This window comes from Acidisoma sp. PAMC 29798 (genome assembly GCF_030252425.1).
Taxonomy (GTDB): Bacteria; Pseudomonadota; Alphaproteobacteria; order Acetobacterales; family Acetobacteraceae; genus Acidisoma; species Acidisoma cladoniae.
Window position 1 is genome coordinate 2,444,021 of sequence record NZ_CP126994.1, and the last position, 25,980, is coordinate 2,470,000.

Sequence of the window (25,980 nt, forward strand, 5' to 3'; positions counted from 1 at the left end):
TGCGCTGCGCCTTTCCGCCCTACGGAACGTCGTAGGGTGGATGAGCGCAGCGTCATCCACCATCAAGACATCAATCGCTGGTGCCGAGCGAGAAGTCCGAACGGGGCACTTCCGGACGGCTGATGTCCGAGCTGAAGCTCGACGCGGACCCTTGGGTGGAGATCGGCGGCGGTGCGGAAGCGGAGGGTGCCGGCGCGTCCGACAACATCTCGATCTGGCCGGTCAACTGACCGCCATCCTCGACGGACAGGCGGCGGCAACGGGCGCGACCCAGAACGCGGCCACTGGCGCGCACCATCAGGCTGGTGCGCGCGGTCACCACACCATCGATGGTGCCGGCGATCTCGGCTTCCTCAACCTGGATTTCGCCCTTGAAGACGCCACCCTCGGCCACGAACAGCTCGGCGGCGTGGATCATCGAGGCTTCGACCGTGCCTTCGACAACCAGACGCTCGGCATCCGAGATGGTGCCCTGAACGCTGATGCCACGACCAACGACCAGGGTCCGCCGCTCGGCGGGCTCGGCGGCCGGTCTGGACTGATTGGGCATGCCGGGACGCGGCGGCACGGGCGGCAGCACCGGGGTACTTGTGGGATTCGGAGCGAAGGGCGGTCGGGCCATGGAGGAGTCCTTGTCCTTGGTCGGCGCGGGACGGAAGGGCGGAACGCCGAGGCCGTTATCGGTGGGCTTCGCAACCCCCGTCTGGGCATCTCGGCCAGCGGACAGAAAGCCTGGCAGCGCAGCTTTCTGCGCCGGCTCCTGGACGTCGTCTTCGGGTCGGCTGCTGCGGCGCTTGAACACGATGGTCTCGTCCCTGCCCTGGCGAAGCGGGCGGCGTATCACGAACCTGTCACAAGGAACAACCCGAGAGCGCGGATTTGTTAAGTTTCTTTCCCTATCCCTTTGCATCATTGCGGCACCGCTGCTACCCGATCGTCCTCCTCACAGCAGGCCAAAAGTATGATCTCCACGACCTTCGACATCCTCGGCATCGGCAATGCGATCGTCGATATTCTCGCGGAAGTGGATGAGGAATTTCTTGCCGATCAGGCCATGGTCAAGGGTTCGATGGCCCTGATCGACGCAGACCGCGCCGCCGCCATTTACGAGCTGATGCCGCCGACGACAGAGAATAGCGGCGGGTCGGTCGCCAATACGGTGGCCGTCGCAGCCCAAATGGGTGCGCGCACGGCCTTCCTCGGCCTCGTCGCCGATGACACATTCGGGGCGGTGTTCCGCCACGACATCACCGCATCCGGCGTGCATTACCCCTCCCCCTTCGCGACCGTAGACGCGCCGTCCGCGACCTGCCTGATCATGGTCACAGCGGATGGCCAGCGCACGATGAACACCTACCTCGGCGCCTCCTCCAGCCTGTCCTCGGTCGATCTGGATGAGGCGATGATCGCGGCCTCCGCCATCATCTATCTCGAAGGATTCCTGTTCTACGCCCCGGCGGCACAGGAAGCCTGCCGTGTGGCGGCGACCATGGCCCGCGCCGCCGGCCGCCGCGTGGCGATCAGCCTGTCTGATTCCTTCTGCGTGCAGATCAACCTGGCCGCCTTCCAGGCCATCGTGCGCGACCAGATCGATATCGTCTTTGCCAATGAAACGGAACTGGCCGCGCTGACCGGCCTGGATGATTTCGACGCCGGTGCCGAGGCGGTGGCCGCCCAGGTCGAGATCGCCGTGCTGACGCGCGGTGCGCTCGGCAGCGTCATCATCCGGGGGGACGAGCGCGTGGTGGTGCCGGCCGAACCCGCCGAGGTGATCGACACCACCGGCGCGGGTGATTCTTATGCGGCGGGCTTCATGACCGGGCTGGTCGCGGGGGAGAGCCTGGCCACATGCGGCCTCTGGGCGTCCCGCGCCGCCGCTGCCGCCATCAGCCGGATCGGCGCCCGCCCGCCCGGCGATCTGTCAGCCTTCCGGGCGTAATCTACCGCCGATGCGCGATGGCGAGGCCACAGGCCGCCGCCATCAGCGCGCCGCCCGAGAGCCGGTTCCGCAACCGGCCGTGCCGCCCGAGTAAGACCCGCGCGCGGCCGGCGACCAGCGCCCAAATGCTATCCATGCCGCTGATCACCACCAGGAAGGTCACGGCGAGCACGGCCACCTGCGGCAACGCCGCATGGGCGGGGGAGATGAATTGTGGGAACAGGGCGCCGAGGAACAGCAGCACCTTGGGGTTGGTGAGTGACACCGCACTGGCCCGCAACAGCATCGCGCGCATGGATTTCGGCTCGGCGCGCACCTGGCTGAGATCCGTGACCGGCGCCCGCCATTGCCGCAAGCCAAGCCACAACAGATACGCGACGCCTGCCCAGCGCAGCACGGTGAACCAGACGCCGAGGCTGTCGAGCAGCGCCGTCAGGCCCAGCGTGACGGCGATCAATTGCAGCACCTGCGCGGCGGTGGTGCCGGCGACGGTCATCAGCCCGTAGCGGGGCCCATAGGCGACGCTATTGGCAATGATCAGGGCGACGTTCGGGCCGGGAATAAGACCGAGGATGATCGTGACGAGAACGAAACCGAGGTAAAGATGCGGGTCCATGAATGTGTGCCCTCTCGATAAACAGCTCTATTCAGACAAAAGGCGAAAACTGCGGCAGCGTGTAACCTGGGCCAGCACGGCCGCCACCAAAGCGCCGCCCCACAATCCTCGCAGACCCAGATGCGGGTAGGCAACAGCCCCCAACAGGACACCGCAGACGAAACTCAGCCAAAACAGGAGGTAGGTGATCCATTCAGCATGGCTGTCTCCCTGCAGACTGCCGGCAATCCCCTGACCCAGTTTCACGAGGCTGCCGGTCATATAGGTCAAGCCGACACTGACTTTGCGCTCGAACACGTTGTTCACCAGGCCCATGGCCATCGCCATCAGGGCCACGGCGGCAGGCACCACGCCGAGCGCGCCTGCGGCCGCGCTCGCGCCCAGCACAACGGCCACCAGCGCAAGTACGACGAAGGACCGCCCCGTGCCGGCCGCTTGGCCTGCAAGCGCACCGACGACGACACCGCAAATGAAAACAGCAATGATGCCGGCCGCAAGGGCACCACTCACGACGCCCTGGGCGACGCCGATGCCCATGCGCGTCGAATTGCCGCTCATGAACGACACGAAGAAACCGCCGCTCGCGATGAAGCCGGACGCGTCGACATAGCCGGCCAGTGCGGCAAGCCCGGCGGCCAGCAACTGCATGCGTCTGTCATAGCGTGTCACGAGGGAAATCCGGCTGCCATGAGGGGCCGATTGCCACGGGAACGACCCTGCGTCTATCAGGCCAGGACGCGCATCGCGATCCTGATCGCCGCAGGCAACGGGCCGCGGCCCGCACGATCCTGGGCCGCTCGTTGCCTTGACGCGTCTTCCTCGCCACTGTGCATTCGACGAGTCCGAACCGGCTCCTATCGAGAAATCCATGGCCCTGATGAAAACCACCAAGATGGCGGCGAACGCGGCAAAAGCCGCCGCAGCGAAGCCTCTGGTCGTCGCGGCCCCGCTGCCGGCGCCGCGTGCCTCCGGCCCCACACGACACCGCAAAGCCTCCGAACGTATGGCAAGTGCCACAGAGCAGCTCGCCAGCGGCCTCTTGGAAGCCTCCGCCGCCGCTGAGGAGTTGCGGCGCGCGATGGAGCAGATTGCCAGCGGCGCCGAGGAATCGGCCGGTGCGTCACAGGAACAGCTTGCCGCCATCAAAAGCGTGGCCACCCGGCTGGGCGCGGCGCGCAGCCAGTGTGACCTATCCAGCCGGCGGACGGACGCGCTCGAACTCGTGCTGACTGACACCGCGACCCAGATCACCGCCTCGGTCCGCGCCATTGAGAAGAACGCCGACCGCCAACAGGCCTCGGTCGGCGTGATTGCCGAATTGGCGCGTCGGGCCCACGAGATCGGGGAAATCACCCGCACCGTCAGCCGCATTGCCGACCAGACCAACCTATTGGCGCTGAACGCCGCCATCGAGGCCGCGCGCGCCGGCGATCACGGCCGAGGCTTCGCTGTGGTCGCCGATGAAGTGCGGGCCCTGGCCGAAACCTCGGAAAAGAGCGCCCAAAGCGTGCAACAGCTGGCGGAGACGATCCAGGGCCAGGTGCGCGACGTGGTCGATGCCGTGGCGGCCGCCGCCACGCAGGCGTCCACCGAAGCGAAAGCCGGCGCCCTGATCGTGGGCAGCCTGGACAGCATGCGTGCCGACATGAAGCGCCTCGCCGCTGGCAGCGACGTAACGCTGACCGCCGCCATGGACGCCGAACGCGCGGCGACCGAAGCCCAACGGGGAGCGGAGGAGGTCGCGTCCACGGCCGAGCAACAAGCCGCCGCCGCGACCGAAGCCCAGACGGCGATCGGACAGCAGGCGCAATCGCTCGACCAGGGGCAGATCGCCGCCCGCGCCCTCGCCGCCCTCGCGGAGGCTCTCCAGGCCGAGCGGGCCGATGCCTCGGCCGCCGAGCAGATCGGCGCCATGGCGGAGGAGCTTTCAGCGACGGTGCAGGAGCTGTCCAGCGCCGCGACGCAGATCATGGCCGCCGTCGAGCAGATCAATCGCGGATCGCAGCAGCAGGCCGCCGCCACGCAGCAGACCTCCGCAGCGCTGTCCCAGATCGAGCGCGGGGCCGCCGTCGCCCAGACCAATGCGGGACTTGCCCATGCCCAGGTGCAAAGCCTGGAGGCGACGCTCGCGGGCAGTCGTGCCGCCATCGAAGGGCTGGTCCACGGCGTCGGTCTGGCTTTGGAAAAGACCGGGTCCAGCCTGGACCTCATTGCGAGCATCGAGAGCGTGAGCCGGCGCATCGAAAAGATCGTCGATGCCATCGCCCTTGTCGCGGTTCAGACCAGCATGCTGGCGGTGAGCGGCGCTGTCGAAGCCGCGCGGGCCGGCGATTCGGGCCGTGGGTTCGCCGTCGTGTCTGGTGATATCCGTGCCCTGGCGCGCGAAGCGGCGGAAAGCGCGGACCGAATGAAGGACACCGCGCTGGGCATCATCGGCCAGCTCATCTCCGTGCGCCGGGACCTGGAACAGGTCGTGACCCTCGCGGATGTCGAGGTCCAGAAGAACCAAGCGATCTTCGAGGCGTTGGCCGAGGTGAAGGGGGAGGTCGAGGCGCTCAAGGCATCGAACACCGCCATTCTCCAGGATGCCGGCGCAATTCTATCCACCTGCGCCGAGGTGGCGGTGGGTGCCCGGCAGATCGCTGCGGTCGCCGAAGAAGCGAGTGGCGCGGCACGCCAGGCGGCGGTCGCGTCTGGCCAACAGGCGCGCGGGGCGGAAGATCTGGCGGCGGCGATCGAGGACATCGCTTTGCTGGCGGACGAGCTGACGCAGCCGCATGGCTGACCCTTCCATACGCCCCGACATGTTGCAGGACGCGCAGCGCTTCCTGACATTTCGCGTGGGCATGCGCCTCTATGCCCTCCCGGCGAACGAGGTTTCGGCGGTGATCCGAATGCCGGCCGTGGCGCGCGTGCCGCATAGCCCAAACAGCCTGCTCGGCCTGGCCAATCTACGCGGCACGGTGGTACCACTGGTCAGCACGCGCGCCCTTTTGGGGCAGCCACAAACTGCGTGCGACAGTGCCGCGCTGCGCGCGATCGTGCTGGATGGTGCCCTGCCGATTGCCTTGGCGGTCGATGCCGTGGACGCACTGGTGAGCGTCACTGCCGGCGATGTCGAGCAATGGCAGACGGCGCTGACGGAGGAGCCGGGAGAGCGCCTACGCGGCGCCTTCAAAAGCCCTGCGGGAATGGCGAAGATCCCCGATATCCAGGCGCTCCTCGGCGCCGCCTTCGGTCAGCAGTTGCGGCCGGGCCGCACCCACCACCCGATCCGTGTTCCTGACCGGATCGCCGTCACTGAGACCGCCACGGCGCAGCAAAGGCTTGTGACCTTCGATGTGGCTGCGCAGGAATATGCGCTGCCGCTCGAAGATGTCTGTGAAATCGTCACCCTCCCCGATGCCATGACGGTCACGCCGCATGCGGAAGCGGTGCTGCTTGGCGTGATGAGCTATCGGAACAGCCTGCTGCCGATCCTGTCGCTCCGGCTCCTGCTCGGCTTCGGTGACGCGGAGACCATGACAGGCGCCGAGAAGGTCATCGTCATGCCGGTCGGCGGCGTGCTGGTTGGTCTGGTCGCGGATAAGATGCGCGCCATCCTGCATGCCGATGCGGCACAGATCGACCCGACACCGACCATGCTTGCCGCACGAACGGGCGGTGAGACGCGCATCCGCGCCATCTTCCGCGGCGACGGCGGCCGACGCCTGATTTCGGTGCTCGCCCCCGAACAGCTCTTTCGTGAGGATGTCATGCAAAGATTGGGCGACCGTTCCGGCTTTGCGCAGCAAGCGCCAGCAGCTGAGGACCACGCCGACCGGGAGACGCTGCAAGTCCTGGTGTTCCGACTGGCGGATGACGAGTTCGGCTTGCCGATCGGTGCCGTCGATGAAGTGGCCCGAGTGCCGGACACAATCACCCGCGTTCCCCGCACGCCGAAATTCCTGGAAGGCATCATCAACCTGCGGGGTGAGGTGCTGCCCGTTGTCGATCAGCGCAAGCGCTTCGACATGCCAACCTTCCCGGGCGGTGACGGGCAAAGGCTCATCGTGGTCCGCAGCGAGCGGCATCGCGCGGGGCTGATCGTCGATAGCGTTTCTGAAGTGCTACGAGCGCGCGCGGATGCGGTCGTGCCGCCGCCAGACCTGTCGCCGGAGACGACACGCCTCATCAGCGGCGTCATCACCCTGCCCTCCCCCAACCTGGGGTCCAGCCGCCTGATTCTGCTGCTCGATCCCGATGAATTGCTGACCCGTACCGAGCGCGGCTTGCTCGACGCCTTTGGCGGCAGGATCACCACCAAGGCGACAGAGTGAAGGTGATCAACATCCTCGTGGTGGATGATTCTGCCCTCATGCGGAAGCTGCTGGGGCAGATTTTTGCCGCTGAAGCGGATTGCGCAGTGCGCTTCGCCCGCAACGGCGTGGAAGCCTTGGAGCAGATCGCCCGCGACCCACCCGATGTCGTGACGATGGACGTTCATATGCCGCAGATGGACGGCATCGCCTGCCTCGACCGGATCATGATTGAACATCCCTGCCCCGTCGTCATGCTGTCATCACTGACGGCTGCGGGCGCGGATGCGACGCTCGCAGCGCTCCGCCTCGGCGCCGTCGATTTCATCTCCAAGCCCGATGGCGCGATTTCGCTGAGCATTCAGGATATGGCCGAGGCCTTGGTCGCCAAGGTGCGCGCGGCGGCGGGCGCGAAACTGCGCACCACCTTGCGGTTGCAGGAACGCGTGCGCCACCGCATTGGCCAGATGGCCGCGGCGCGGCCGGGCGTGGCGCCGGCGACCGGGGACCGCGCCGTGGCGCCGGCCGAGGGCGACGGCCTTGTGCTGGTCGGCACGTCAACCGGTGGACCGCCGGCGCTGGAGGCGCTTCTGACCGCTCTGCCGGGGACGTTTCCCTGGCCGATCGTCGTTGCCCAGCATATGCCGTCGAGCTTCACGGGCGCTCTGGCCCGGCGGCTCGACGGGCTCTGCGCGGCGAGCGTCGTTGAAGTCGTGCAGCCGACGCCGCTGCGTGCCGGTGGCGTCTATATCGGGCGCGGGGACGCGGATATCATCATTTCCCGCCGCGGCGGCGGGGCGGTCGCCATGCCGATCCCGAGCCGGCAGGACTATCCCTGGCACCCGAGCACAGACCGGCTCGTCACAAGCGCCATGGAGGCTTTTCCGCCGCGCCAACTGATCGGCATTCTGATGACGGGCATGGGCAATGATGGCGCCCAGGCCATGGCCGAGCTTCGCCGCCAAGGCGGGCAGACGATTGCCGAGGCGGAGGAAACCGCCGTCGTCTGGGGCATGCCCGGTGAGCTGGTGCGGGCAGGCGGCGCGGATTGGGTTGTCCCGCTGCCGGAGATCGCCGCGCGCCTCCGCACGCTGATCGCCTGACATGCCGCTCGTTCGGAAAGACCCGACGAACGCGACGCCAGCCGACCCGGCCGATAGCGCCGATCTGCTGTCAACCGGCAGCCCGGACCAGCGCTGGTCGGCGGCGCGCAGGCTTGCGGACACACCGGACGGGGTCGCGGCCCTCAGCCGTGCCTTGGCACGAGAGACGGATGACCGTGTGCGCGAGGCGATCTTCACCAGCCTCGCCCGCCACGGCGATGCGGAAAGCATCGACGCGGTCATCTCCTATCTCCGCTCGGACGACGCCAATCTGCGGCGCGGCGCATTGGATACGCTGCGTGCCATGATGCCGGCCGCACGGCCACGTCTGCCCGGCCTGCTGGCCGACCCCGACCCCGATGTGCGGATTCTCGTGTGCGATCTCCCGCGCGGTCTGCCGGGGGTCGAGGCGACCGGATTGCTGTGCGAGGTCATCGCCCGTGACCGCGATCCCAATGTCTGCGCGGCGGCGGCGGATGTGCTGGCGGAGGTTGGGGTCGCGTCCGCCCTGCCCGTGCTGGCGGCCTGTGCCGCACGCTTCCCCGACCAGCCGTTCCTCGGTTTTGCCCTCACGGTCGCGGCGCAGCAGATTGTCGCGCAGGTTCCGGATGAGTGAGACGGCGATCACCGAGGAAGAGTTCAGACGGCTGTGTGACTTCGTCTACCGCAGAACCGGCATGATCTTCACCGAGGCCAAGCGGTATTACGTTGAACGGCGCGTGAGCGAACGCATGGCGGCGACGGGCACGACGAGCTTCGCACGCTACTTCGCCCGGTTGCGCACCGACGCCTTGGGCGAGATAGAGCCCTTTGTGAATGCATTCACCGTCAACGAAACCTATTTCTACCGCGAGGACCATCAGCTTCGTTGCCTGACCGCCGATCTTCTGCCGCGTCGAACGGCGGCGAAGGCGCCTTTCGCCCCCCTGCGGGTCTGGTCCATACCGTGCTCGACGGGTGAGGAACCATACTCGATCGCCGTCTGGTTGTTAGAGAACTGGTCAGACGTCGATGCTTACGATATAGAAATTATTGGCAGCGACATCGACACCCGGGTTCTGGAGGCCGCGCAGGAGGGGGTCTACGGCAGCCGGGCGCTGATGCGACTTTCAGCCGATATTGTGACGAAGTATTTCATTCCCTTGGGTGGTGATCTCTGGCGGGTCATGGATGATCTTCGCCAATCGGTGCGCTTCGCGCCCGCGAATCTGATTGATGCTGCGGAGATCAGGACCTTTGGTCGCTTCGACGTCATTTTCTGCCGCAACGTGCTGATCTATTTCGATGATGCGTCGCGGCGCCTGGCCGCGGAGAACCTTTACGAAAGTCTGCTACCTGGTGGCTATATTTGCCTTGGTCATGCCGAATCGATGAGTCGTATATCGCCACTCTACGAAGTCTGCCGCTACGCGGATGCGATCGTCTACCAAAAGCCGATGGAAGGTGCGTAATGACGATCCCGTCGCCCCGTATCCTGATCGTCGATGATGCAAGCCTGGTCCGCCGCTACTATCGGGAGGCGTTACACCGCGCCGGATATGACGTGGACGAAGCGCTGAACGGCTTGGAAGCGCTGGAGACATTGCTGACCACACCGGCAGACTTGCTGATCGTCGATATCAATATGCCCAAGATGGATGGGCTGACCTTCCTACGGACACTCCGCCGCCAGGCAATGCCTTTGGCCGGCATCCCGGCGCTGGTGACCAGCACCGAGCGGCGGGCGACGGACATGGATGCCGCACGGGCCGCCGGCGCCAATTTTTATCTGGTTAAGCCGGTGTCGCAGGAGATGCTCGTCCGCACCGTCGGCCTGCTTTGCGGTGTCGCGGGTGGCGTGCCCGCATGAATGAATTCCTCGAACAGTTCGTGATTGAATCACGGGAACTGGTCGAACAAGCGACCGCGGATCTTCTGGTGATTGAACAGTCACCAGACGATACGGCGCGCCTCGACAGCGTCTTCCGCGCGTTTCACACCCTGAAGGGTGCCGCCGGCATCGTCGATTTCCTCGCTATGGGCCGCGTGCTTCATGCGACCGAAAGCATACTCGCAACGGTGCGGAGCGGCGGTCACCCCATGACCGCTGATCTGGTGGGTGACTGCCTGGAGTGTATCGATGCGGTTGTCGGATGGCTCGATGTCATCGCGCTGAGTGGTGACCTTCCGTCAGTCCCGGCGACCGTCGCTGACGCCCTCATCGCACGGTTCGAGCGGGCCCGCGTGACGGAGTTGGGCCATGTGCCGGAGGATGTGGAACCGGCCTGGCTGGATGCACTGCGGGCACGCCACCCAGCGGAAGGGCGGCGCGCACGTCTGGCGTTTCGCTATACCCCAGACGCTGACTGCTTCTTTCGCGGAGATGATCCGCTGGCGCTGGTCCGCCGGGTGCCGGGTCTGATCGCGCTGGACGTGATGCCCCGCGTGCCCTGGGCGCCGCTGGATGACTGTGATCCTTTCGCCTGCAATCTCGTCTTTCTGGCGCTGAGCACCAGCGAGCAGGACGAGATGAACGAGGTCTTTCGGCTGGTCGGCGATCAGGTGCAGATGCGCCCCTCGGTGCCGGAGACCGTGAGCGCGCTTCCAGCGGATGCGGTGGCACTTTTGCAGGCGCAGCGACAACTGCTCATGGCTCCCGCCGATGACGCCCATGCTGGCCGCTTAGCCTCCGCGAGGCGCGCCGCGACCAATGTGCTGCGCGCCTGCGGTTGGGCGCAGGAGGCGGATGCAATCGCGGCCACTGACGGTCCTGCCGCCTTGGCCATGGCGCTCGATGCGGTCCTGCAACCCGCCGAGGCGCCGGTTGCTGCGCCCGTGCCGCCACAGCCGGAGACGGTCGATCGCGCCGCACGTGCATTGCGTGTCGATGTGAGCCGCATCGACACACTGGTGAAGCTCACCGGCGAGTTGACGGTGGTCAAGAACGCGGTCGGCCATGCCGTGCGGCTGGCCGAAAGCAATGCCGCCGCGCGCGCGGTCGCTCAGGCGCTGAAGGATCAGCATGCCCTGCTCGATCGGTTGGTGGGGGAATTGCAGCGTTCGGTCCTGAGCATTCGCGTGCTGCCGCTGCGTCACGTCTTCCAGCGCTTTCCGCGCCTGGTGCGGGAGATGGCGCAAAACCTGGGCAAACCCGCGCGGCTGATCACCGAAGGCGAGGCGACGGAGGCCGATAAAGCGGTGGTCGAGGTTTTGTTCGAGCCGCTGCTGCATGTCGTGCGCAATGCGCTCGACCATGGGATCGAAGCGCCGGGCCTGCGCGACGCGGCCGGAAAGCCGCCGATCGCGACGCTGCGATTGCGCGCGGCGCGGGACGGCGAACGGGTGGTCGTCGAACTGACGGATGACGGCGGCGGTATCGATATTGCACGCGTTCGGCAAGTGGCCGCCGCACGCGGCATCGCCTCGATCGAGACGCTGGCGGAGATGACCGATGACGAAGCGGTGGAGCTGATCTTCGCACCCGGCTTCTCGACCGCCGCGACCGTCACAGACATTTCGGGGCGCGGCGTTGGGATGGACGCGGTCCGCACCAGCATTGCCCAGATCGGCGGTCTGGTCACCATCGCGAGCCGCCGGGGTGAAGGCACCAGCATCCGCTTCACGCTGCCCTTCACAGTCATGATGTCACGCGTGATGACGGTGAAAGCCGGCGACCAAGCCTTCGGCGTGCCGTTCGAGACGGTGGTCGAAACGCTGCGGTTGCCGCGCGACAGGATCGCGCGCGTCGGCGCGGCCGAGGTTTTTGTGCTGCGCGACCGCACAGTTCCCCTGGTCAGGCTGGCGGACGTCCTGGGCATTCCGGCGGCGCGGGATGCCACGACACGGGAGGCGAATATCATCGTCACCTCCGTCTCCGGTGAACTGGGGGCGCTCGAAGTGGATGGTTTTGGCGATCGGCTGGATGTGATGCTCAAGCCGATGGAAGGCTTGTTGGCCGGCATGCCCGGCGTTGCCGGCACCACATTGCTGGGCGACGGCCAGGTTCTCATCGTTCTGGATCTTGTGGATCTGCTCCAATGACCGTCCGTCTGGCCGATGACGGTGCGATCATCCTGGCCGGCCTCTGCCCGAGCGAGGATGCCGAGGTTCTGCTGCGTTTCTTGCTGGAGACGCCTGCAGCGCCGGTGGACTGGACCGCCTGTGAGCAGGCCCATACGGCCGTCATCCAAGTCCTGATGGCCGCACGGCCGATCCTGCGCGGGCCGGCGGGTGCGCCGTTTCTGGCCAAGTGGATCGAGCCCAGCCTGACAGGGGCGAGTGCGGCGCCGACCCTTTCATGAGAGTGTCGGTGAAGGACGGCTTTGGCGCATTGTCTAGACGGAGTGAGCCGCGATGAAATGCCTGCGCATCTATGCGACGCCGGACGGCGAATCCCATTTCGACGAAGTCGAATTGCCGACGACGACGCAGTCCGTGCATCCAGATGCCGTGCCGTTCGAGGTTTCGGCCAGTTATCAGGCATCCCGCGTCCGCCTCACCCGCATTCCAGCGGGCATGCGCGAGGTTGCTTGGCATACGGTCCCAGAGCCGACCCTTGCGGTGCGGCTGGATGGTTCGGTTGAATACGAGACAAGCGACGGAGAGGTGCGCCACGTTTCGGCGGGTCGTTTCGTGTTCGTGGAGGACACACATGGTAAGGGCCATCTGTCACGCCATTCGGCAGAGGCCCAAACCGTGATTTGGATTTCGCTACCGCACGGCTTCGATTTGAAATGACACAACCACGGTCGAAACCGGCCTTCCCTGATTGGGGTGTCACCCCGCCCGCATCCGACGCTGGCATCCGGCCGGCCAAGCGTATATCTTTGCGTTATGGACACAGACGCGCACCCAGCCCGGCTGATTGGCTCGCCATCATCGAGAGAAGCGATGCCGACCTCGCGGCCGGGCGGATCGTGCCAGGCGATGTGGTCATGCGCGAATTTGCCGAAACCTTAGCCCGTATGGAAGCAAAGGCCGCCGCCGCGACCCGCCGCAAGGCTTTGCCCCGCCGTTGATCGACTTTACGACGCGGGCCACACGACGGCTTCGCGACCTTCGCCACCACTACGAAAATCTGGATCGCTCTGAGGCGACGAGCAACCTTAATGCCGCCCTCTATGACGCAAGCGCAATGATTGAACGCGACATACGAATCTGGCCGCCCCTTCCCCGCGAAATACGAGACCCTTGCGAGGCCGGGGCAGCTTTGGCAGATCGACGCGGCCGCTTGGTGCCCCGTAAGGCCGGGGCCTTCCCCATTCCAGGGCTGCATGGCAAACACGTTTGAGTTATGTGTCTGTTCACGCGGTTCGGCGTCGCCAGCCTCAGCGTCACCAGAGGATAGTCTATGGCGTATAAGGTTCTCATCGTCGATGACAGCAAGCTGGCTCGGATGTCCGTGGCCAAGGCCCTGAGCGGCCTGCAGCCGGCTTGGACCCGCGTGGAAGCGGCGAATGCCGAGGAAGCGAGCGCAATCCTCGCGGACCAAGGCGCGGACATTGCCCTGCTCGACTTCAATATGCCGGGGCGTGACGGGCTGGAACTTGCCGCTGAGCTGCACGCGACCTACCCCACCATGCCGATCGCCATCATCTCCGCCAATATTCAGGACGAGGTTATCGCCCGCGCGCGCGCGGTGGGCGCCGCCTTCCTCGCCAAGCCCCTCACCCCGCAGGCTTTGGCGGAATTTCTGTCCGGCGCGCAACTTCGCTTGCGGACCACCGCTGCATGATCATCACGCCGCAGATCGCGCTTGACGAGCTTGAGCATGACGCGCTGACGGAGCTGCTGAATATCGGCGTGAGCCGCGCCGCCGCCAGCCTGCGGAACATGATCGGCTATCAGGTTCTTCTGTCGGTACCGGCCGTGGCGGTGGTCACGCGGGAGCGTGCCGGGCAGATCCTGACCGAACGTGTCGATCATAAGCTTGTCGCCGTTCATCAGGCCTTCGAGGGCGATCTTTCCGGCCGAGCTTTACTGATCTTTCCTGAAAGCAACAGCCTGGAGCTGGTACGGGCCGTGGCAGGCAGCGATCTCTCGCTGGAGGACGTGATCGATCTGGAGCAGGAGGCACTGGCCGAAACCGGCAATATCATCCTCAATGGTTGCCTGGCGACCATTGCCAATATGCTGCATCGCAGCCTGAAGATGTCGCTGCCGGAAATTCTGCGCGGTCGGGGACAGGACTTCTTCGATTTGGCGGGTGCCTCCGCCGCCGAAGACATCGTCCTGTTCCTCTACATCGATTTCTCGGTCAATGAGCGCGACATTCGCGGCTATATCGCGATGCTGATGGATTTGCCTGCACTGGCCGCGCTCAAAAGCCTGCTCGGCGAATTCATCCGCCGCACCACGGGCGAGCCTTTTGCCGCCGACCATGACACGCCTTGAACCACAGTTTCTTGGCGCGGTTTTCGACGGGGTCGATGCTGGTCTGATCGTGCTCGACCCCGCAGGGCGGGTGTTGGGCTGGAACGCCTGGATGGCGGTCGGATCGGGCGTGTCTGCGGACGCCGCTTTCGGGCATAGGTTGGATGAGATCTTCCCGACCCTCCTCGGCACGCGCCTGATCGCGGCGATCACGGAAGCGGTCACGGGCGGCGTCTCCAGTCTGCTGACCCACTCGCTGCATTCCGGCCTGCTGCCCCTCAAGACCCGCGCCGGCCAGGATCTCATCCAGAATGTGACGGTGCGGCCGATCGGGGCCGAGCCGGCCTTGTGCCTCATCCAGATCACTGACGTCACTGTCGCGACCGAACGCGACAGCATTCTGCGCAAGCGCCAGAACGCCCGCTATGACGCGGTGGTGGAAAGCGCGCCGAATGCGATCCTGACGCTGGACGCGTCGGGCATGGTCCAGACCGCCAATCCGGCCGTGGCGCGGGAATTCGGCTATGCGGCAAAGGAGCTGCTGGGCCAGCCGATCGATGTGTTGTTCGACGGGCAGCCCGCCTGGGCGGAAGCCTGGACCACCCTTCTCAGCGGCGCGCCTCTCGCACGTCCGGTCGAACTGATCGCCCGGCGCAAGGACGGATCGTCCAGCTTCCTGGAAGTCTCGGCCGCGCGGTGGCGGAGCGACACCCGCACCTTCGTCACCGCCATCCTCCGCGACGTCAACGAACGGCGGGCGGCCGAGGAAGCCCTGCGGCGACTGAACCAGACGCTCGAGCGGCGCGTGGCGGAACGGACGGCAGACCGTGACCGGATGTGGCGGCTCTCGACCGATGTCATGCTCGTGGCGCGGCTGGACGGCACCATCCAATCCACCAACCCGGCCTGGAAACACATTCTGGGGTGGGATGAAGCGACCCTGATCCATGCCCCGCTCGCCGCCTTCGTCATGCTGGAAGACCGCCCGAGGCTGCAGGCTGCGCTGCATGACATGGCCCGAAGCCGGACGCCCCGCCTGTTCGAGTTGCGCCTGCGCAAGCACGATGGCGGCAATCGGCATATCGCCTGGAGTGCCGTGGCCGACGGCGATCTGTTGCAAGCGGTAGGGCGCGACGTCACCGCCGAGCGCGAGGCCCAGGCGGCATTGCTGACGGCGGAAGAAGCGCTGCGGCAATCGCAGAAGATGGAGGCGTTGGGCCAATTGACGGGCGGCATCGCGCATGACTTCAACAATCTGCTGACCGGCATCATCGGGGCGATGGATATCGTCAAGCGCCGCATCACCGCCGGCCGCTACGAGGATGTCGAGCGCTTCATGGATGCGGCCTCGGCATCGGCCCATCGGGCCGCCGCCCTGACGCACCGTTTGCTGGCCTTCGCGCGCCGCCAGCCGCTTGACCCGCAATCGGTCGATATCAATCATCTGATCGGCGGCATCGAAGAGCTGCTGCTCCGCAGTGTTGGGGAGCAGGTGGTGGTGGAATTCAGGCTGCCGCCCGGTCTGTGGCCGGCAATGACCGATGCGAACCAGCTTGAGAACGCCCTCCTCAACCTGGCCATCAACGGCCGCGACGCCATGCCGCACGGCGGCCGACTGACCATCGCGACCGAGAACCTAGTCTTGGAGGAAGCGGACCATGGCAGTGCGACTGCCATTGCCGCAGGCGAGTACACCCTGATTTCCGTCAGCGATACCGGCGTCGGCATGACGCGGGAAACGCTGGCGAAGGTCTTCGATCCCTTCTTCACGACCAAGCCCATCGGCCAGGGCACCGGCCTCGGGCTGTCGATGATCTATGGCTTCGTCATGCAGTCCAACGGCCATGTGCGGATCGAGAGCACGGTCGGCCAGGGCACGACGGTCAGGCTGTATCTGCCGCGCCATCACGGCGCCTCCGTGCAGCGCCCGCCGCAGATTGTAGCGAAACCGATCCCGAAGGGCTCAGGTGAAACCGTGCTGGTCGTGGAAGATGACCCCTCTGTCCGCCTGCTGGTGTCGGAGGTGCTGCGCGAGCTGGGATATACCTCCCTGGAAGCGGCAGACGGTCAGGCAGCACTGCCTGTGCTCACGTCCAATGCGCGCCTCGACTTGATGGTGACCGATGTCGGGCTGCCCGGGTTGAATGGGCGGCAATTGGCCGAAATCGCCAGGCAGCATCGCCCAAAGCTCAAGATCCTGTTCGTGACGGGTTATGCCGAACACGCCCTTGAACGCGGCACCTTCCTAGGCGAAGGCATGGAGATGGTGACCAAACCCTTTGCACTCGATGCCTTGGCGTCGAAAATTCGGGACATGATCGCAGCGGCGCCGTAGGGCGGAAAGCGAAGCGTCTTCCGCCATTCATCCATGACGGGTTTCTCCGTGCGAAACTAAAGTTCCTGCCGTTGACTTTCGCGTGATCACTCCTCTAGGTTACGCTACCAGTTTCGTCGCCACGCCGCGCATGATTGAGGAAATTCGATGACGTCGTCCTGGAGACTATCCGCCCTCGCAGATCGGCACCGGGCGCTGGGTTCGGCGCTGGAAGACTGGAACGGCATGGGCACGGCGTGGACCTATGCCACGGACCTTCAGGCGGCGCATGTCGCCATCCGCACGCGGGCGGGCCTGATGGATGTCTCCGGCCTCAAGAAGGTGCATCTGGTCGGGCCGCATGCCACGGCGGTGCTCGATTACATCACCACCCGCGATGTGCGAAAGATCACCCCCGGGCGCTCGGCTTATGCTTGCATGCTCAACGATGCGGGCAAGTTCATCGATGACGGCATTCTGTATCGCACGGGTCCGAACGCCTGGATGGTCGTCCATGGCAGCGGCGCCGGGCATGAGGCGCTGGTCGCCGCCTCCCAGGGGCGCAATGTCGCGATGCTCTTCGATGACGACTTGCATGATCTGTCACTGCAAGGGCCGCTCGCAGTCGAATTCCTGTCGCGCCATGTGCCCGGCATTCGCGATCTGAAATACTTCAACCATATACAAACGACATTGTTCGGTGCGCCGGTGATGATATCGCGCACCGGCTATACCGGTGAGCGTGGCTACGAAATCTTCTGCCGCACCGCCGATGCGCCGATGATCTGGGACACGGTTCTGGAACAGGGCGCCGATCTCGGCATCGAAGCCTGCGCCTTCACCGCCCTCGACCTGCTGCGCGTCGAAAGCTCCCTTCTATTTTATCCTTACGACAACTCGGAAATGTATCCCTTCGAGACTGAAGGGCCGGGCGATACTTTGTGGGAACTGGGCCTCACCTTCACGGTCAGCCCGGGGAAGACTGGGTTTCGTGGCGCACCGGAGCATTATCGCCTCAAAGGCCAAGAACGCTTCAAGATCTTTGGCCTTCTGGTCGAAAGCGAATCCGCCGCAGATAATGGTGCCGAGATTTTCGAGGGCGACCGCCGCGTGGGTGTCGTGACCTGCGCCATGATCTCCACTCTCACTGGAAAGTCGATGGCTATCGCCCGCCTGGCAACGGATGTCGCAGTGTCCGGCACACGGGTTTCGATCCGCAACGCGTCCGGCACGGTAGCGGCGACGGCGCAGCCGCTGCCTTTCGACGATCCCACCAAGTCGAAGCGCACGGCCGTCGGCTGAAGTATGGACCAAGGGATCAAGAGCCGGCCGCGCTACGAACCGCTGCATCTCGATCCGGCCGGTCATCGGCATCTGGTGGTGACGGATCAATCCGCCTTGCCCGATGGCGCCTTTGCTGCACCGCCGGTGGGCGCCGAGATTTGGACGGAGGCTCAGCTTTCCAACCTGACGAATAGGCTGGCGATCGAAACGACGGGCTTTCGCCTCTACGCCGTCGGCACCGAGCCCTTCATCTGGGATGTCGCGGCTGTTGCGCGCGCCGCCGGTATGGTGCGCGGGGAGTTCTTCCTGTTCCACGCTGGCAGTCTGCGGCGCCGCGTCTATTGCTCACATTGCAAGGCGATGACGGATGATGTGACAAACAGCATCGTCCGCTGCGCAGGGTGCGACGCACATCTGTTCGTGCGGGATCATTTTTCCGCTCGGCTTGCGGCGTTCATGGGCGTGCAGATCGACGCCGAAGAGCGGGGCGCCGTGCCTGCTGGCGAGCAACTGTATCCATGACCCGCCCGGACCGCATTTCCGCGCGTGTTCGCAGTGTCGAGACGCTGAGCCCGACCTTACGCCGCGTTGTGCTGGAACCGACCGAGGCCAGCCTCTTTCCCACCGGTTCCGCCGGCGCGCATATCGTCCTGGAAATGCGGCATGACGAGCACATCTGGCGCAATGCCTATTCCCTGGTGTCGTCGCCAGAACACCGACGCAACTACACCATCATCGTGCGCCGGGTCGCAGCCTCGCGCGGCGGTTCCGCCTATATTCACGATCATCTCCAACCCGGCACGCTGCTATCCGTCGGCATGCCGTCGAACCTATTCCCTATTCAGGTCTCGGCGCGCAAACACCTGATGGTGGCAGGCGGCATCGGCGTGACGCCCTTCCTCTCCTACCTGCCTCTGCTGGCCGCCGCCGGTAGCCCCTATGCCCTGCATCTGTGCACGCGGGCAGAGGATGCCGAAGCCTTCAGACGCTTGCTGGCACCTTGGCCACAGAGTCATCTCTATATCAGCGCAAGCCAAGGCGGTCTCGACCTTAACGCTTTGTTCGAGACACAACCGCTCGGCACGCATCTCTACCTCTGCGGTCCCGAGCAATTCATGGCCGAGGTCGTGGCAAGCGCGCTGGCCCTGGGTTGGCCGGAAGCGCGGCTACATCAGGAGCATTTCATCGGCGCAGCACCGGGCGCGCCCTTTCGCGCCGTGCTTGCACGCTCCGGCATGACGATCGAGATCGCATCCGACCAGGGCTTGCTCGATGCGATCGAAGCCGCCGGCATTGATGCGCCTTGCCTGTGCCGCGCCGGTGCCTGTGGCGAATGCCGCCTCACCTTGCTTGATGGTGTGGCGGAACATCGCGACCATTTCCTGACCGAGGACGAACGCGCCGACGGCCGCTCCATCATGCCCTGCGTCTCGCGGGCTAAATCCGCGGTCCTGGTGTTGGACATCTAAAAGGCGAAACGATCATGCATGGTATCGCTTTCAAACCCCAGGAAACCTTTCGCGAAGACTTCACCTTTCGCAATAGTGACGTCGCGATCCTGCGCTTTCCGTTTCCTTTCGCCGAAGACCGCTACATGTATTCGGTTAATATCGAACCGCATATCAAGGGCGGCCCGACCGCCGCCTATGACGCCGTCTTCGACATTGACGAGCATTACATCGCCGAATGCCGCGACCGCGCGCTGACCCTCGCCGCCGACCCCAAGCGTTGCCAAGTGCTGCCGCATATGATGGCCGCCGAATGGGACACGCTGGAATTGATGATGGAGAGTCTCTCCACGGATTATCCGGATCTGTTTTCGTTCATTCGCAACGGCGATGACTGCACCTGGATCAATCGCCCGCTCGACATCGAACAGCGCTTCACCTTCGGCAAGCCGGAGACGCTACCCTACGCGCCTTTCGAATATATCACGCGCCAGGGCCAGGGCGATTTTTCTCTCCAGGATCAGCGCGACGATGATCTGTGGCTCGACGGCGGCATGATCACCTCCCAGGCCGATTGGTCGCTCGACTTCAACATCGGTATGCCCTTCAAGACCTGGCACGGTCCGGTGCCGAAGGCGCATGAAATGGGTGTCTTCGACCGGGCACTGAAGTTTCTGTTGCGCCTGCAACTCGGCCGTCCTGTCCGGCGTTTGAATTGGACGATGACGATCAATCCTCGCCTCGACACATCGCCCGACAACTATCCGCATTGGGGGCCAGACCGGCTGTCCGTCACGCCCGAAAACGTGGCGCAAAAAGTCTATCTGCGGGTCGAGTTGCAGACTTTGTTTCGCCTGCCCCGCAGCAATGCGATTCTGTTTGGAATCCGATGCTACCTGATCAGCCTTGAGGATATCGGACGCGTCGAGAAATGGCGCAAGCGCCTGCATCGGGTATTGCGCGACCTCGACCCCGCGCTGATCGACTATAAGGGCATGACACGGTTCCAGCCGATGGTCGTGGACTGGTTGTCGCAATTCGATGACGGCGCCACTGTGCCCTCCGGCACCGCGCCGGATCAGGCGGCGCTGTAATGGCCGCCACCATCGCCCTGCCGCGCATCTTGCGCATCGGCGCCGGCGCGCATCTCGCGCTTGCCGATGTGCTGACGGAATTGGGGCTGTCGCGCCCCCTCATCGTCACGGATAGCTTCCTCGTCGGCACCGGCCGCGTAAAGACCTTGACCGACCTCCTCTCCACCGCCGGCATCCCAAGCCGCGTCTTCGCCGAAACCGTGCCCGACCCAACTGTCGCTTCCATCGAAACCGGCCTCGCTTTCATCCAGGCGGGTGCCCATGATTGCGTCGTCGGCTTCGGCGGCGGCAGCCCGATGGATAGTGCCAAGGCCATCGCCGTGCTCGCCGTTCATGGCGGCCCGGTCTCCGCCTATAAAGTGCCGCATGTGCAGGATGCGCCGGGCCTGCCCATCATCGCCATCCCGACGACCGCCGGTACGGGATCGGAAGCGACGCGCTTCACCATCATCACCGATGAGACGTCCGATGAGAAAATGCTGTGTGCCGGCCTCGCCTATTTGCCACTGGCCGCGCTCGTCGATTACGAGCTGACGCTCAGTAAGCCGCCCCGCCTGACCGCCGATACCGGCATCGACGCCCTCACCCATGCGATCGAGGCCTATGTCTCTCGTCGCGCGAACCCCTTCTCGGACGGTATGGCCCTGGCGGCGATGCGGCTGCTCGCCCCCAATCTACGGCGCGTCTGGGCCGACCCGCGGGACCGGGCGGCACGCGAGGCGATGATGCTGGGCGCGACCCAGGCGGGCATCGCCTTCTCCAATGCCTCGGTCGCCCTTGTCCATGGCATGAGCCGGCCGATCGGCGCGCATTTCCACGTCGCGCACGGCTTGTCGAATGCTATGCTGCTGCCCGTGATCACCGCCTTCTCCCTGCCCGGCGCGCCCGCGCGCTATGCCGATTGCGCCCGCGCCATGGGCATCGCGCCCGAGGGTCGCGGCGACCAGGCGGCCGCCACCGCCCTGGTCGAGGAACTGACGCAGCTCAATGTCGATCTGGCCGTGCCCGGTCCCCGCGCATATGGCATCGACGCCGAACGCTGGCACGGGCTGCTGCCGGTCATGGCGGCCCAGGCACTCGCCTCCGGCTCACCCGCCAATAACCCCGTGGTTCCGAGCGCCGAAGACATCCAGGCGCTTTATGCGCAGGTTTGGGACAGCTAACAGGCGTCGCGGCGAAAGCAGTCGGGCGCGTGATCATTCACCACGCCGGTCGCCTCCAGCCAGGCATAGACGATTACCGGACCCACGAATTTGAAGCCGCGCTTTTTGAGGGCGACGGACATCCGCTCTGACAGTTCGCTCTTCACTGGGATCGGTCCTTCGGTGCGAATGACCTCGCCACCCGCCATGCCCCAAACGAAGTTCGAAAAATCCTCGCCGGCAGCTTGCATGGCCAGATAGGCGCGGGCGCCGCCGATCGTCGCTTCGATCTTGGCGCGGGAGCGGACGATGCCGGCGTCCTGCAGCAAGCGCTCCACGTCTTGCTCCGTGAAGGCCGCGACTTTGACGGGGTCGAAATTGGCGAAGGCCACCCGAAAGGCGTCGCGCTTGCGCAGGATGGTGATCCAGGCGAGGCCGGCCTGGAAACCGTCCAGCATCAGCTTCTCCCAGAGGGCGCGGCTATCACGCTCGGGCACGCCCCATTCCTCGTCGTGATAGGTCCGCATTTGTGGGTCCTTATCGGCCCAAGCGCAGCGCTTCATTCTCGTCTCCTCGGGAAGGTCTTGCGTCGGGGGGCATAGTGCGGTTGAACCCTCGCCCCTCCGCGAATTGGATGATGGATGACACGGCTTCTCGGCATCGATTTCGGCACCACCAATAGCGTGGTTGCGAGTCTGGAGCCGGATGGCAGCGTCACTACAGTGAGCTATCCGGTCGGGCAGGCCAAGCTCGATGTCTTTCGCACGGTGCTGTGCTTCTGGAACGAGGAAAAGGGCGGTGTCAGCACCCGGCGGCACGCGGCCGGCCCCTATGCTGTGGACTCCTATTTGGAAGATCCGCTCGACAGTCGGCTGATCATGTCGATGAAGACCTATCTGGCGCAACGCAGTTTCAGCCGCACCAATATCTTCGGCAAAGTTTTTACCCTCGAACAGATGGTGTCGCTGTTCCTCAACGGTCTTCTCGCCGAGACCGACCGCAATGCGCATGTCGTCGCGGGGCGGCCCGTCCGCTTCGCGGGTGACTCGGCGGATGATGATTTCGGGGAGCAGCGCTTGCGCGCCTCCTTCGCGGAAGCGGGTTTTGCGGCGATCGACGTGGCCTTGGAGCCGGAAGCGGCCGGCTACCGCTTTGCCCGTACGCTCGATCGTCCGGCGACTGTGTTGGTGGGGGATTTCGGCGGGGGCACGAGCGATTTTTCGCTCATGCGCTTCGATCCTCGCGGCGCGGCCCGTGTCGTGCCCCTCGGCTATGCCGGCATCGGCATCGCGGGTGATACCTTCGACTATCGCATCATCGACCGCGTGGTCTCCCCGCTTCTCGGCAAGGGCGACACTTACCGGATCATGGGCAAGGATCTGCCTGTGCCGCCCGACTATTTCACCGGTTTTGCGCGCTGGCATCGCCTGTCGCTGATGCGGACGCCGCGCACCTTGCGGGCGATCGAAGAAGTTGCGGCGGCGAGTGCCCATCCGCATCGGCTGCGCACGCTCATCCGGCTAATCGAGGAGGAGCTAGGCTACCAGCTTTACCAGACCGTGAGTGCCGTGAAGGCCGAGCTGTCCCGGCATGAGACGGCGACGCTGCGATTCGCCCATGGCGACTTCGCCATAGAGCGGGAGATTGCGCGGCATGAGTTCGATGGTTGGATTGCCGATGATTTGCGGCGGATGTCCGCGACCGTGGATCAGGCGCTGGCGAATGCCGGTCTGCGGTCCGATGAGGTCGATCGCGTCTTCCTCACCGGCGGCACCTCTTTCGTGCCGGCGGTGCGGGCGCTGTTCGAGGCGCGCTTCGGTACAGAGGCGGTCTCTGGTGGCGGGGAGTTTGTCTCCGTCGCCGAGGGCCTGGCGCTGATCGGCCGCGACCGGGCCGAGCGGGGCGTACTAGCGGCGTGATCGCGCTTGATCCCGTAATGGGATCGTTCTAAGAGGTCGCCATGAGGGTGATTGCTCGGCGCACCTTGCGGGATTTCGTGGCGGGTCAGGCCAGCAGCAAGGATCAGCCGGCGATCAAGGCCGCGCTCGACGCTTGGTTCGCGGAGGTCAGTCAGGCGGCCTGGACGAGTTCGGTCGATGTGAAAAAGCGCTACGCCACGGCCAGCATCGTCAGCGCGGAGCGAATCGTCTTCAACATCAAAGGCAACGACTACCGTCTCGTGGTCGCTGTCGATTTTGAGAAAAGCATCGTCTGGATCAAGTGGATCGGCAGCCATAAAGCTTACGACAAGATCGACGTGATGGAGGTAAGGCATGGCCACTGATCTCAAGCCGATTCGCACAGAGGACGACTATGAGACGGCGCTGACCGAGGTCGAACATCTTTGGGGCGCTGCGAGCGGCACGCCCGACGGCGATCGGCTCGACGTTTTAGCGACGCTCATCGAGGTCTACGAGATCAAGCATTATCCAATGGATCCCCCTGATCCCATCGACGCCATTCGCTTCCGCATGGAGCAACAGGGTCTGACGCGAAAAGATCTGGAGCCGATGATCGGAACCCGCAATCGCATTGCAGAGGTTTTGAATGGCCGACGCGGTTTGTCGATTGAGATGATCCGCAACTTGCATGAGGGCCTGGGGATTTCCGCCGAGGTTCTCATTCGTGCAAGCGGGCGCCCGAGCCGGAGCGATGAAGCCGCCTGAGTAGACATGGCGAAGCCGCCTTGTGAGGCGGCTTGGGTGGTGATGGGGATTTGGTTGCGGGGACAGGATTTGAACCTGTGACCTTCAGGTTATGAGCCTGACGAGCTACCGGGCTGCTCCACCCCGCGGGGGTGATGATGGGATGGGATTGGTTGGAATGAGAATGGGTGGGTTGGAAGACCTGGCGGCGACCTACTCTCCCGTGCCTTAAGACACAGTACCATGGGCGCTGGGGGTTTTCACGGCCGAGTTCGGGATGGGATCGGGTGTAGGCTCCCCGCTATGGCCACCAGGTCGTCCAACCCACCCAAAGCTATCCTCGCGGACAGCATCCAAGTGAGATGTGACGGGGTTTGGCGCGTTGATCGTAGAGAGTAGCGTGATGGATGTGCTTTTGGCGTTAAGGACAGGAACCATCGGTTGGATGATTGCTGTGCAGGATGGTGTGGCGGTGAGCCTATCGGGTGATTAGGACCAGTTAGCTGAGCGCGTTACCACGCTTTCACACCTGGCCTATCAACGTGGTGGTCTACCACGACCCTCAGGGAGACCTCGTTTTGAGGTGGGTTTCCCGCTTAGATGCTTTCAGCGGTTATCCCGTCCATACTTAGCTACCCGGCTGTGCCACTGGCGTGACAACCGGTGCACCAGAGGTATGTTCATCCCGGTCCTCTCGTACTAGGGACAAATCCTCTCAAGTCTCCTTCACCCACGGCAGATAGGGACCGAACTGTCTCACGACGTTCTAAACCCAGCTCACGTACCACTTTAATCGGCGAACAGCCGAACCCTTGGGACCTGCTCCAGCCCCAGGATGTGATGAGCCGACATCGAGGTGCCAAACCTCCCCGTCGATGTGGACTCTTGGGGGAGATCAGCCTGTTATCCCTAGAGTACCTTTTATCCGTTGAGCGATGGCCCTTCCACGCGGGACCACCGGATCACTATGGCCGACTTTCGTCTCTGCTCGAGCTGTCGCTCTCGCAGTCAGGCGGGCTTATGCCATTGCACTCAGCAGCCGATGTCCGACCGGCCTGAGCCCACCATCGCGCGCCTCCGTTACACTTTGGGAGGCGACCGCCCCAGTCAAACTGCCCACCATGCAGGGTCCCGGACCGGGATGACCGGTCGCGGTTAGACATCAGAAGCGCCCAGGGTGGTATTTCAAGGATGGCTCCACTCGAGCTAGCGCCCAAGCTTCAAAGCCTCCCACCTATCCTACACAGTGCTCCCCTGATGCCACTGCAAAGCTGCAGTAAAGGTTCATAGGGTCTTTCCGTCTGACCGCGGGTACCCCGCATCTTCACGGGGAATTCAATTTCGCTGAGCCCATACCGGAGACAGTGGGGAAGTCGTTACGCCATTCGTGCAGGTCGGAACTTACCCGACAAGGAATTTCGCTACCTTAGGACCGTTATAGTTACGGCCGCCGTTTACCGGGGCTTCAATTCAGTGCTTGCACACCTCCTCTTAACCTTCCGGCACCGGGCAGGCGTCAGACCCTATACGTCATCTCTCGATTTCGCAGAGCCCTGTGTTTTTACTAAACAGTCGCTACCCCCTGCTCTGTGCCACCCGCCCATGGTTGCCCACAAACGGGTCTCGCTTATCCCGAAGTTACGCGAGCAATTTGCCTAGTTCCTTCGATATGGTTCTCTCAAGCGCCTTGGTATTCTCTACCAGTCCACCTGTGTCGGTTTCGGGTACGGTCTATACGCTGGAGCT

General features: G+C 64.4%; 26 protein-coding genes, 1 tRNA gene and 2 rRNA genes (1 of these 29 running past the window's edge). 22 read left to right on the plus strand and 7 right to left on the minus strand.

Annotated elements, in window-relative coordinates; translation table 11 throughout:
- Positions 1–70: 70 nt before the first annotated feature.
- Positions 71–844 carry a bactofilin family protein gene (locus tag QP803_RS11795; protein WP_284943675.1) on the minus strand — a complete coding sequence of 258 codons (774 nt, stop codon included), beginning with the start codon at positions 842–844 and terminating at the stop codon, positions 71–73.
- Positions 845–961: 117 nt separating this feature from the next.
- Here QP803_RS11795 and QP803_RS11800 point away from each other — a divergent pair, with 117 nt between their 5' ends.
- Positions 962–1,939 (plus strand): adenosine kinase, encoded by a 978-nt coding sequence (locus QP803_RS11800; RefSeq protein ID WP_284943676.1) that lies wholly within the window; start codon positions 962–964, stop codon positions 1,937–1,939.
- 1 nt (position 1,940) lies between these two features.
- Here QP803_RS11800 and QP803_RS11805 read toward each other — a convergent pair whose 3' ends face one another.
- Together QP803_RS11805 and QP803_RS11810 are read right to left on the minus strand one after the other, a co-directional pair.
- Positions 1,941–2,555 carry a LysE family translocator gene (locus QP803_RS11805; protein ID WP_284943677.1) on the minus strand — a complete coding sequence of 205 codons (615 nt, stop codon included), beginning with the start codon at positions 2,553–2,555 and terminating at the stop codon, positions 1,941–1,943.
- Between the two features lie 27 nt (positions 2,556–2,582).
- Positions 2,583–3,224, minus strand: coding sequence for a YoaK family protein (locus QP803_RS11810; RefSeq protein ID WP_284943678.1), 642 nt, complete (start codon positions 3,222–3,224; stop codon positions 2,583–2,585).
- A gap of 199 nt (positions 3,225–3,423) precedes the next feature.
- Here QP803_RS11810 and QP803_RS11815 point away from each other — a divergent pair, with 199 nt between their 5' ends.
- The 18 genes from QP803_RS11815 to QP803_RS11900 all read left to right on the plus strand — a co-directional run bounded on the left by QP803_RS11815 (position 3,424) and on the right by QP803_RS11900 (position 21,610).
- On the plus strand, positions 3,424–5,340 hold the full coding sequence (locus QP803_RS11815) for a methyl-accepting chemotaxis protein (RefSeq protein WP_284943679.1): 1,917 nt from the start codon (positions 3,424–3,426) through the stop codon (positions 5,338–5,340).
- A complete protein-coding gene (locus tag QP803_RS11820; RefSeq protein ID WP_284943680.1) occupies positions 5,333–6,874 on the plus strand; it encodes a chemotaxis protein CheW in 1,542 nt (513 codons plus the stop codon). Before QP803_RS11815 ends, QP803_RS11820 begins: the two co-directional genes overlap by 8 nt.
- The gene (gene cheB / locus QP803_RS11825; RefSeq protein WP_284943681.1) at positions 6,871–7,956 is read left to right on the plus strand and encodes a chemotaxis-specific protein-glutamate methyltransferase CheB; all 1,086 of its coding nucleotides are present in this window, start codon (positions 6,871–6,873) and stop codon (positions 7,954–7,956) included. Before QP803_RS11820 ends, cheB begins: the two co-directional genes overlap by 4 nt.
- 1 nt (position 7,957) lies before the next feature.
- Positions 7,958–8,572, plus strand: a complete 615-nt coding sequence (locus QP803_RS11830; protein ID WP_284943682.1) for a HEAT repeat domain-containing protein — start codon at positions 7,958–7,960, stop codon at positions 8,570–8,572.
- Positions 8,565–9,407 carry a CheR family methyltransferase gene (locus tag QP803_RS11835; protein ID WP_284943683.1) on the plus strand — a complete coding sequence of 281 codons (843 nt, stop codon included), beginning with the start codon at positions 8,565–8,567 and terminating at the stop codon, positions 9,405–9,407. The genes QP803_RS11830 and QP803_RS11835 overlap by 8 nt, the downstream gene beginning before the upstream one ends.
- The gene (locus QP803_RS11840; RefSeq protein WP_284943684.1) at positions 9,407–9,805 is read left to right on the plus strand and encodes a response regulator; all 399 of its coding nucleotides are present in this window, start codon (positions 9,407–9,409) and stop codon (positions 9,803–9,805) included. Before QP803_RS11835 ends, QP803_RS11840 begins: the two co-directional genes overlap by 1 nt.
- Positions 9,802–11,976: a chemotaxis protein CheA gene (locus tag QP803_RS11845; RefSeq protein ID WP_284943685.1), complete on the plus strand. Its 2,175-nt coding sequence runs from the start codon at positions 9,802–9,804 to the stop codon at positions 11,974–11,976. Before QP803_RS11840 ends, QP803_RS11845 begins: the two co-directional genes overlap by 4 nt.
- Entirely contained in the window at positions 11,973–12,236 is a 264-nt protein-coding gene (locus tag QP803_RS11850) for a hypothetical protein (RefSeq protein ID WP_284943686.1), read from the plus strand. Before QP803_RS11845 ends, QP803_RS11850 begins: the two co-directional genes overlap by 4 nt.
- A gap of 52 nt (positions 12,237–12,288) precedes the next feature.
- The gene (locus tag QP803_RS11855) at positions 12,289–12,672 is read left to right on the plus strand and encodes a cupin domain-containing protein (RefSeq protein ID WP_284943687.1); all 384 of its coding nucleotides are present in this window, start codon (positions 12,289–12,291) and stop codon (positions 12,670–12,672) included.
- A gap of 89 nt (positions 12,673–12,761) precedes the next feature.
- Positions 12,762–12,953: a hypothetical protein gene (locus tag QP803_RS11860; protein ID WP_284943688.1), complete on the plus strand. Its 192-nt coding sequence runs from the start codon at positions 12,762–12,764 to the stop codon at positions 12,951–12,953.
- 332 nt (positions 12,954–13,285) lie between these two features.
- Complete coding sequence (locus QP803_RS11865; protein WP_284943689.1) at positions 13,286–13,669, plus strand: response regulator transcription factor; 384 nt, start codon at positions 13,286–13,288, stop codon at positions 13,667–13,669.
- Positions 13,666–14,328 carry a chemotaxis protein CheX gene (locus QP803_RS11870; protein ID WP_284943690.1) on the plus strand — a complete coding sequence of 221 codons (663 nt, stop codon included), beginning with the start codon at positions 13,666–13,668 and terminating at the stop codon, positions 14,326–14,328. The genes QP803_RS11865 and QP803_RS11870 overlap by 4 nt, the downstream gene beginning before the upstream one ends.
- Positions 14,315–16,642 (plus strand): PAS domain-containing hybrid sensor histidine kinase/response regulator, encoded by a 2,328-nt coding sequence (locus QP803_RS11875; protein ID WP_284943691.1) that lies wholly within the window; start codon positions 14,315–14,317, stop codon positions 16,640–16,642. Before QP803_RS11870 ends, QP803_RS11875 begins: the two co-directional genes overlap by 14 nt.
- Positions 16,643–16,789: 147 nt before the next feature.
- On the plus strand, positions 16,790–17,923 hold the full coding sequence (locus tag QP803_RS11880) for an aminomethyl transferase family protein (protein WP_284943692.1): 1,134 nt from the start codon (positions 16,790–16,792) through the stop codon (positions 17,921–17,923).
- A gap of 3 nt (positions 17,924–17,926) precedes the next feature.
- Positions 17,927–18,427, plus strand: coding sequence for a dimethylamine monooxygenase subunit DmmA family protein (locus tag QP803_RS11885; protein WP_284943693.1), 501 nt, complete (start codon positions 17,927–17,929; stop codon positions 18,425–18,427).
- Positions 18,424–19,374, plus strand: coding sequence for a PDR/VanB family oxidoreductase (locus QP803_RS11890; RefSeq protein WP_284943694.1), 951 nt, complete (start codon positions 18,424–18,426; stop codon positions 19,372–19,374). The genes QP803_RS11885 and QP803_RS11890 overlap by 4 nt, the downstream gene beginning before the upstream one ends.
- A gap of 14 nt (positions 19,375–19,388) precedes the next feature.
- Complete coding sequence (locus QP803_RS11895; RefSeq protein ID WP_284943695.1) at positions 19,389–20,447, plus strand: heme-dependent oxidative N-demethylase family protein; 1,059 nt, start codon at positions 19,389–19,391, stop codon at positions 20,445–20,447.
- Complete coding sequence (locus QP803_RS11900; RefSeq protein WP_284943696.1) at positions 20,447–21,610, plus strand: iron-containing alcohol dehydrogenase; 1,164 nt, start codon at positions 20,447–20,449, stop codon at positions 21,608–21,610. The genes QP803_RS11895 and QP803_RS11900 overlap by 1 nt, the downstream gene beginning before the upstream one ends.
- Here the strand turns inward: QP803_RS11900 and QP803_RS11905 are convergent.
- Entirely contained in the window at positions 21,607–22,152 is a 546-nt protein-coding gene (locus tag QP803_RS11905) for a DNA-3-methyladenine glycosylase I (protein ID WP_284943697.1), read from the minus strand. The two genes, QP803_RS11900 and QP803_RS11905, sit on opposite strands and share 4 nt — an antisense overlap.
- A gap of 78 nt (positions 22,153–22,230) precedes the next feature.
- Here QP803_RS11905 and QP803_RS11910 point away from each other — a divergent pair, with 78 nt between their 5' ends.
- The 3 genes from QP803_RS11910 to QP803_RS11920 are packed head-to-tail and all read left to right on the plus strand — an operon-like array spanning position 22,231 to position 24,255.
- Positions 22,231–23,508 carry an Hsp70 family protein gene (locus QP803_RS11910; RefSeq protein WP_284943698.1) on the plus strand — a complete coding sequence of 426 codons (1,278 nt, stop codon included), beginning with the start codon at positions 22,231–22,233 and terminating at the stop codon, positions 23,506–23,508.
- Between the two features lie 41 nt (positions 23,509–23,549).
- Complete coding sequence (locus QP803_RS11915) at positions 23,550–23,873, plus strand: type II toxin-antitoxin system HigB family toxin (protein WP_284943699.1); 324 nt, start codon at positions 23,550–23,552, stop codon at positions 23,871–23,873.
- Positions 23,863–24,255, plus strand: coding sequence for a helix-turn-helix domain-containing protein (locus tag QP803_RS11920; protein WP_284943700.1), 393 nt, complete (start codon positions 23,863–23,865; stop codon positions 24,253–24,255). Before QP803_RS11915 ends, QP803_RS11920 begins: the two co-directional genes overlap by 11 nt.
- 51 nt (positions 24,256–24,306) lie before the next feature.
- Here QP803_RS11920 and QP803_RS11925 read toward each other — a convergent pair.
- The 3 genes from QP803_RS11925 to QP803_RS11935 form a co-directional block, all read right to left on the minus strand.
- Positions 24,307–24,383, minus strand: a tRNA-Met gene (locus tag QP803_RS11925).
- 51 nt (positions 24,384–24,434) lie between these two features.
- Positions 24,435–24,549: ribosomal RNA gene (gene rrf, locus QP803_RS11930) — 5S ribosomal RNA — on the minus strand.
- A gap of 153 nt (positions 24,550–24,702) precedes the next feature.
- Positions 24,703–25,980: ribosomal RNA gene (locus tag QP803_RS11935) — 23S ribosomal RNA — on the minus strand (it continues 1,464 nt past the right edge of the window).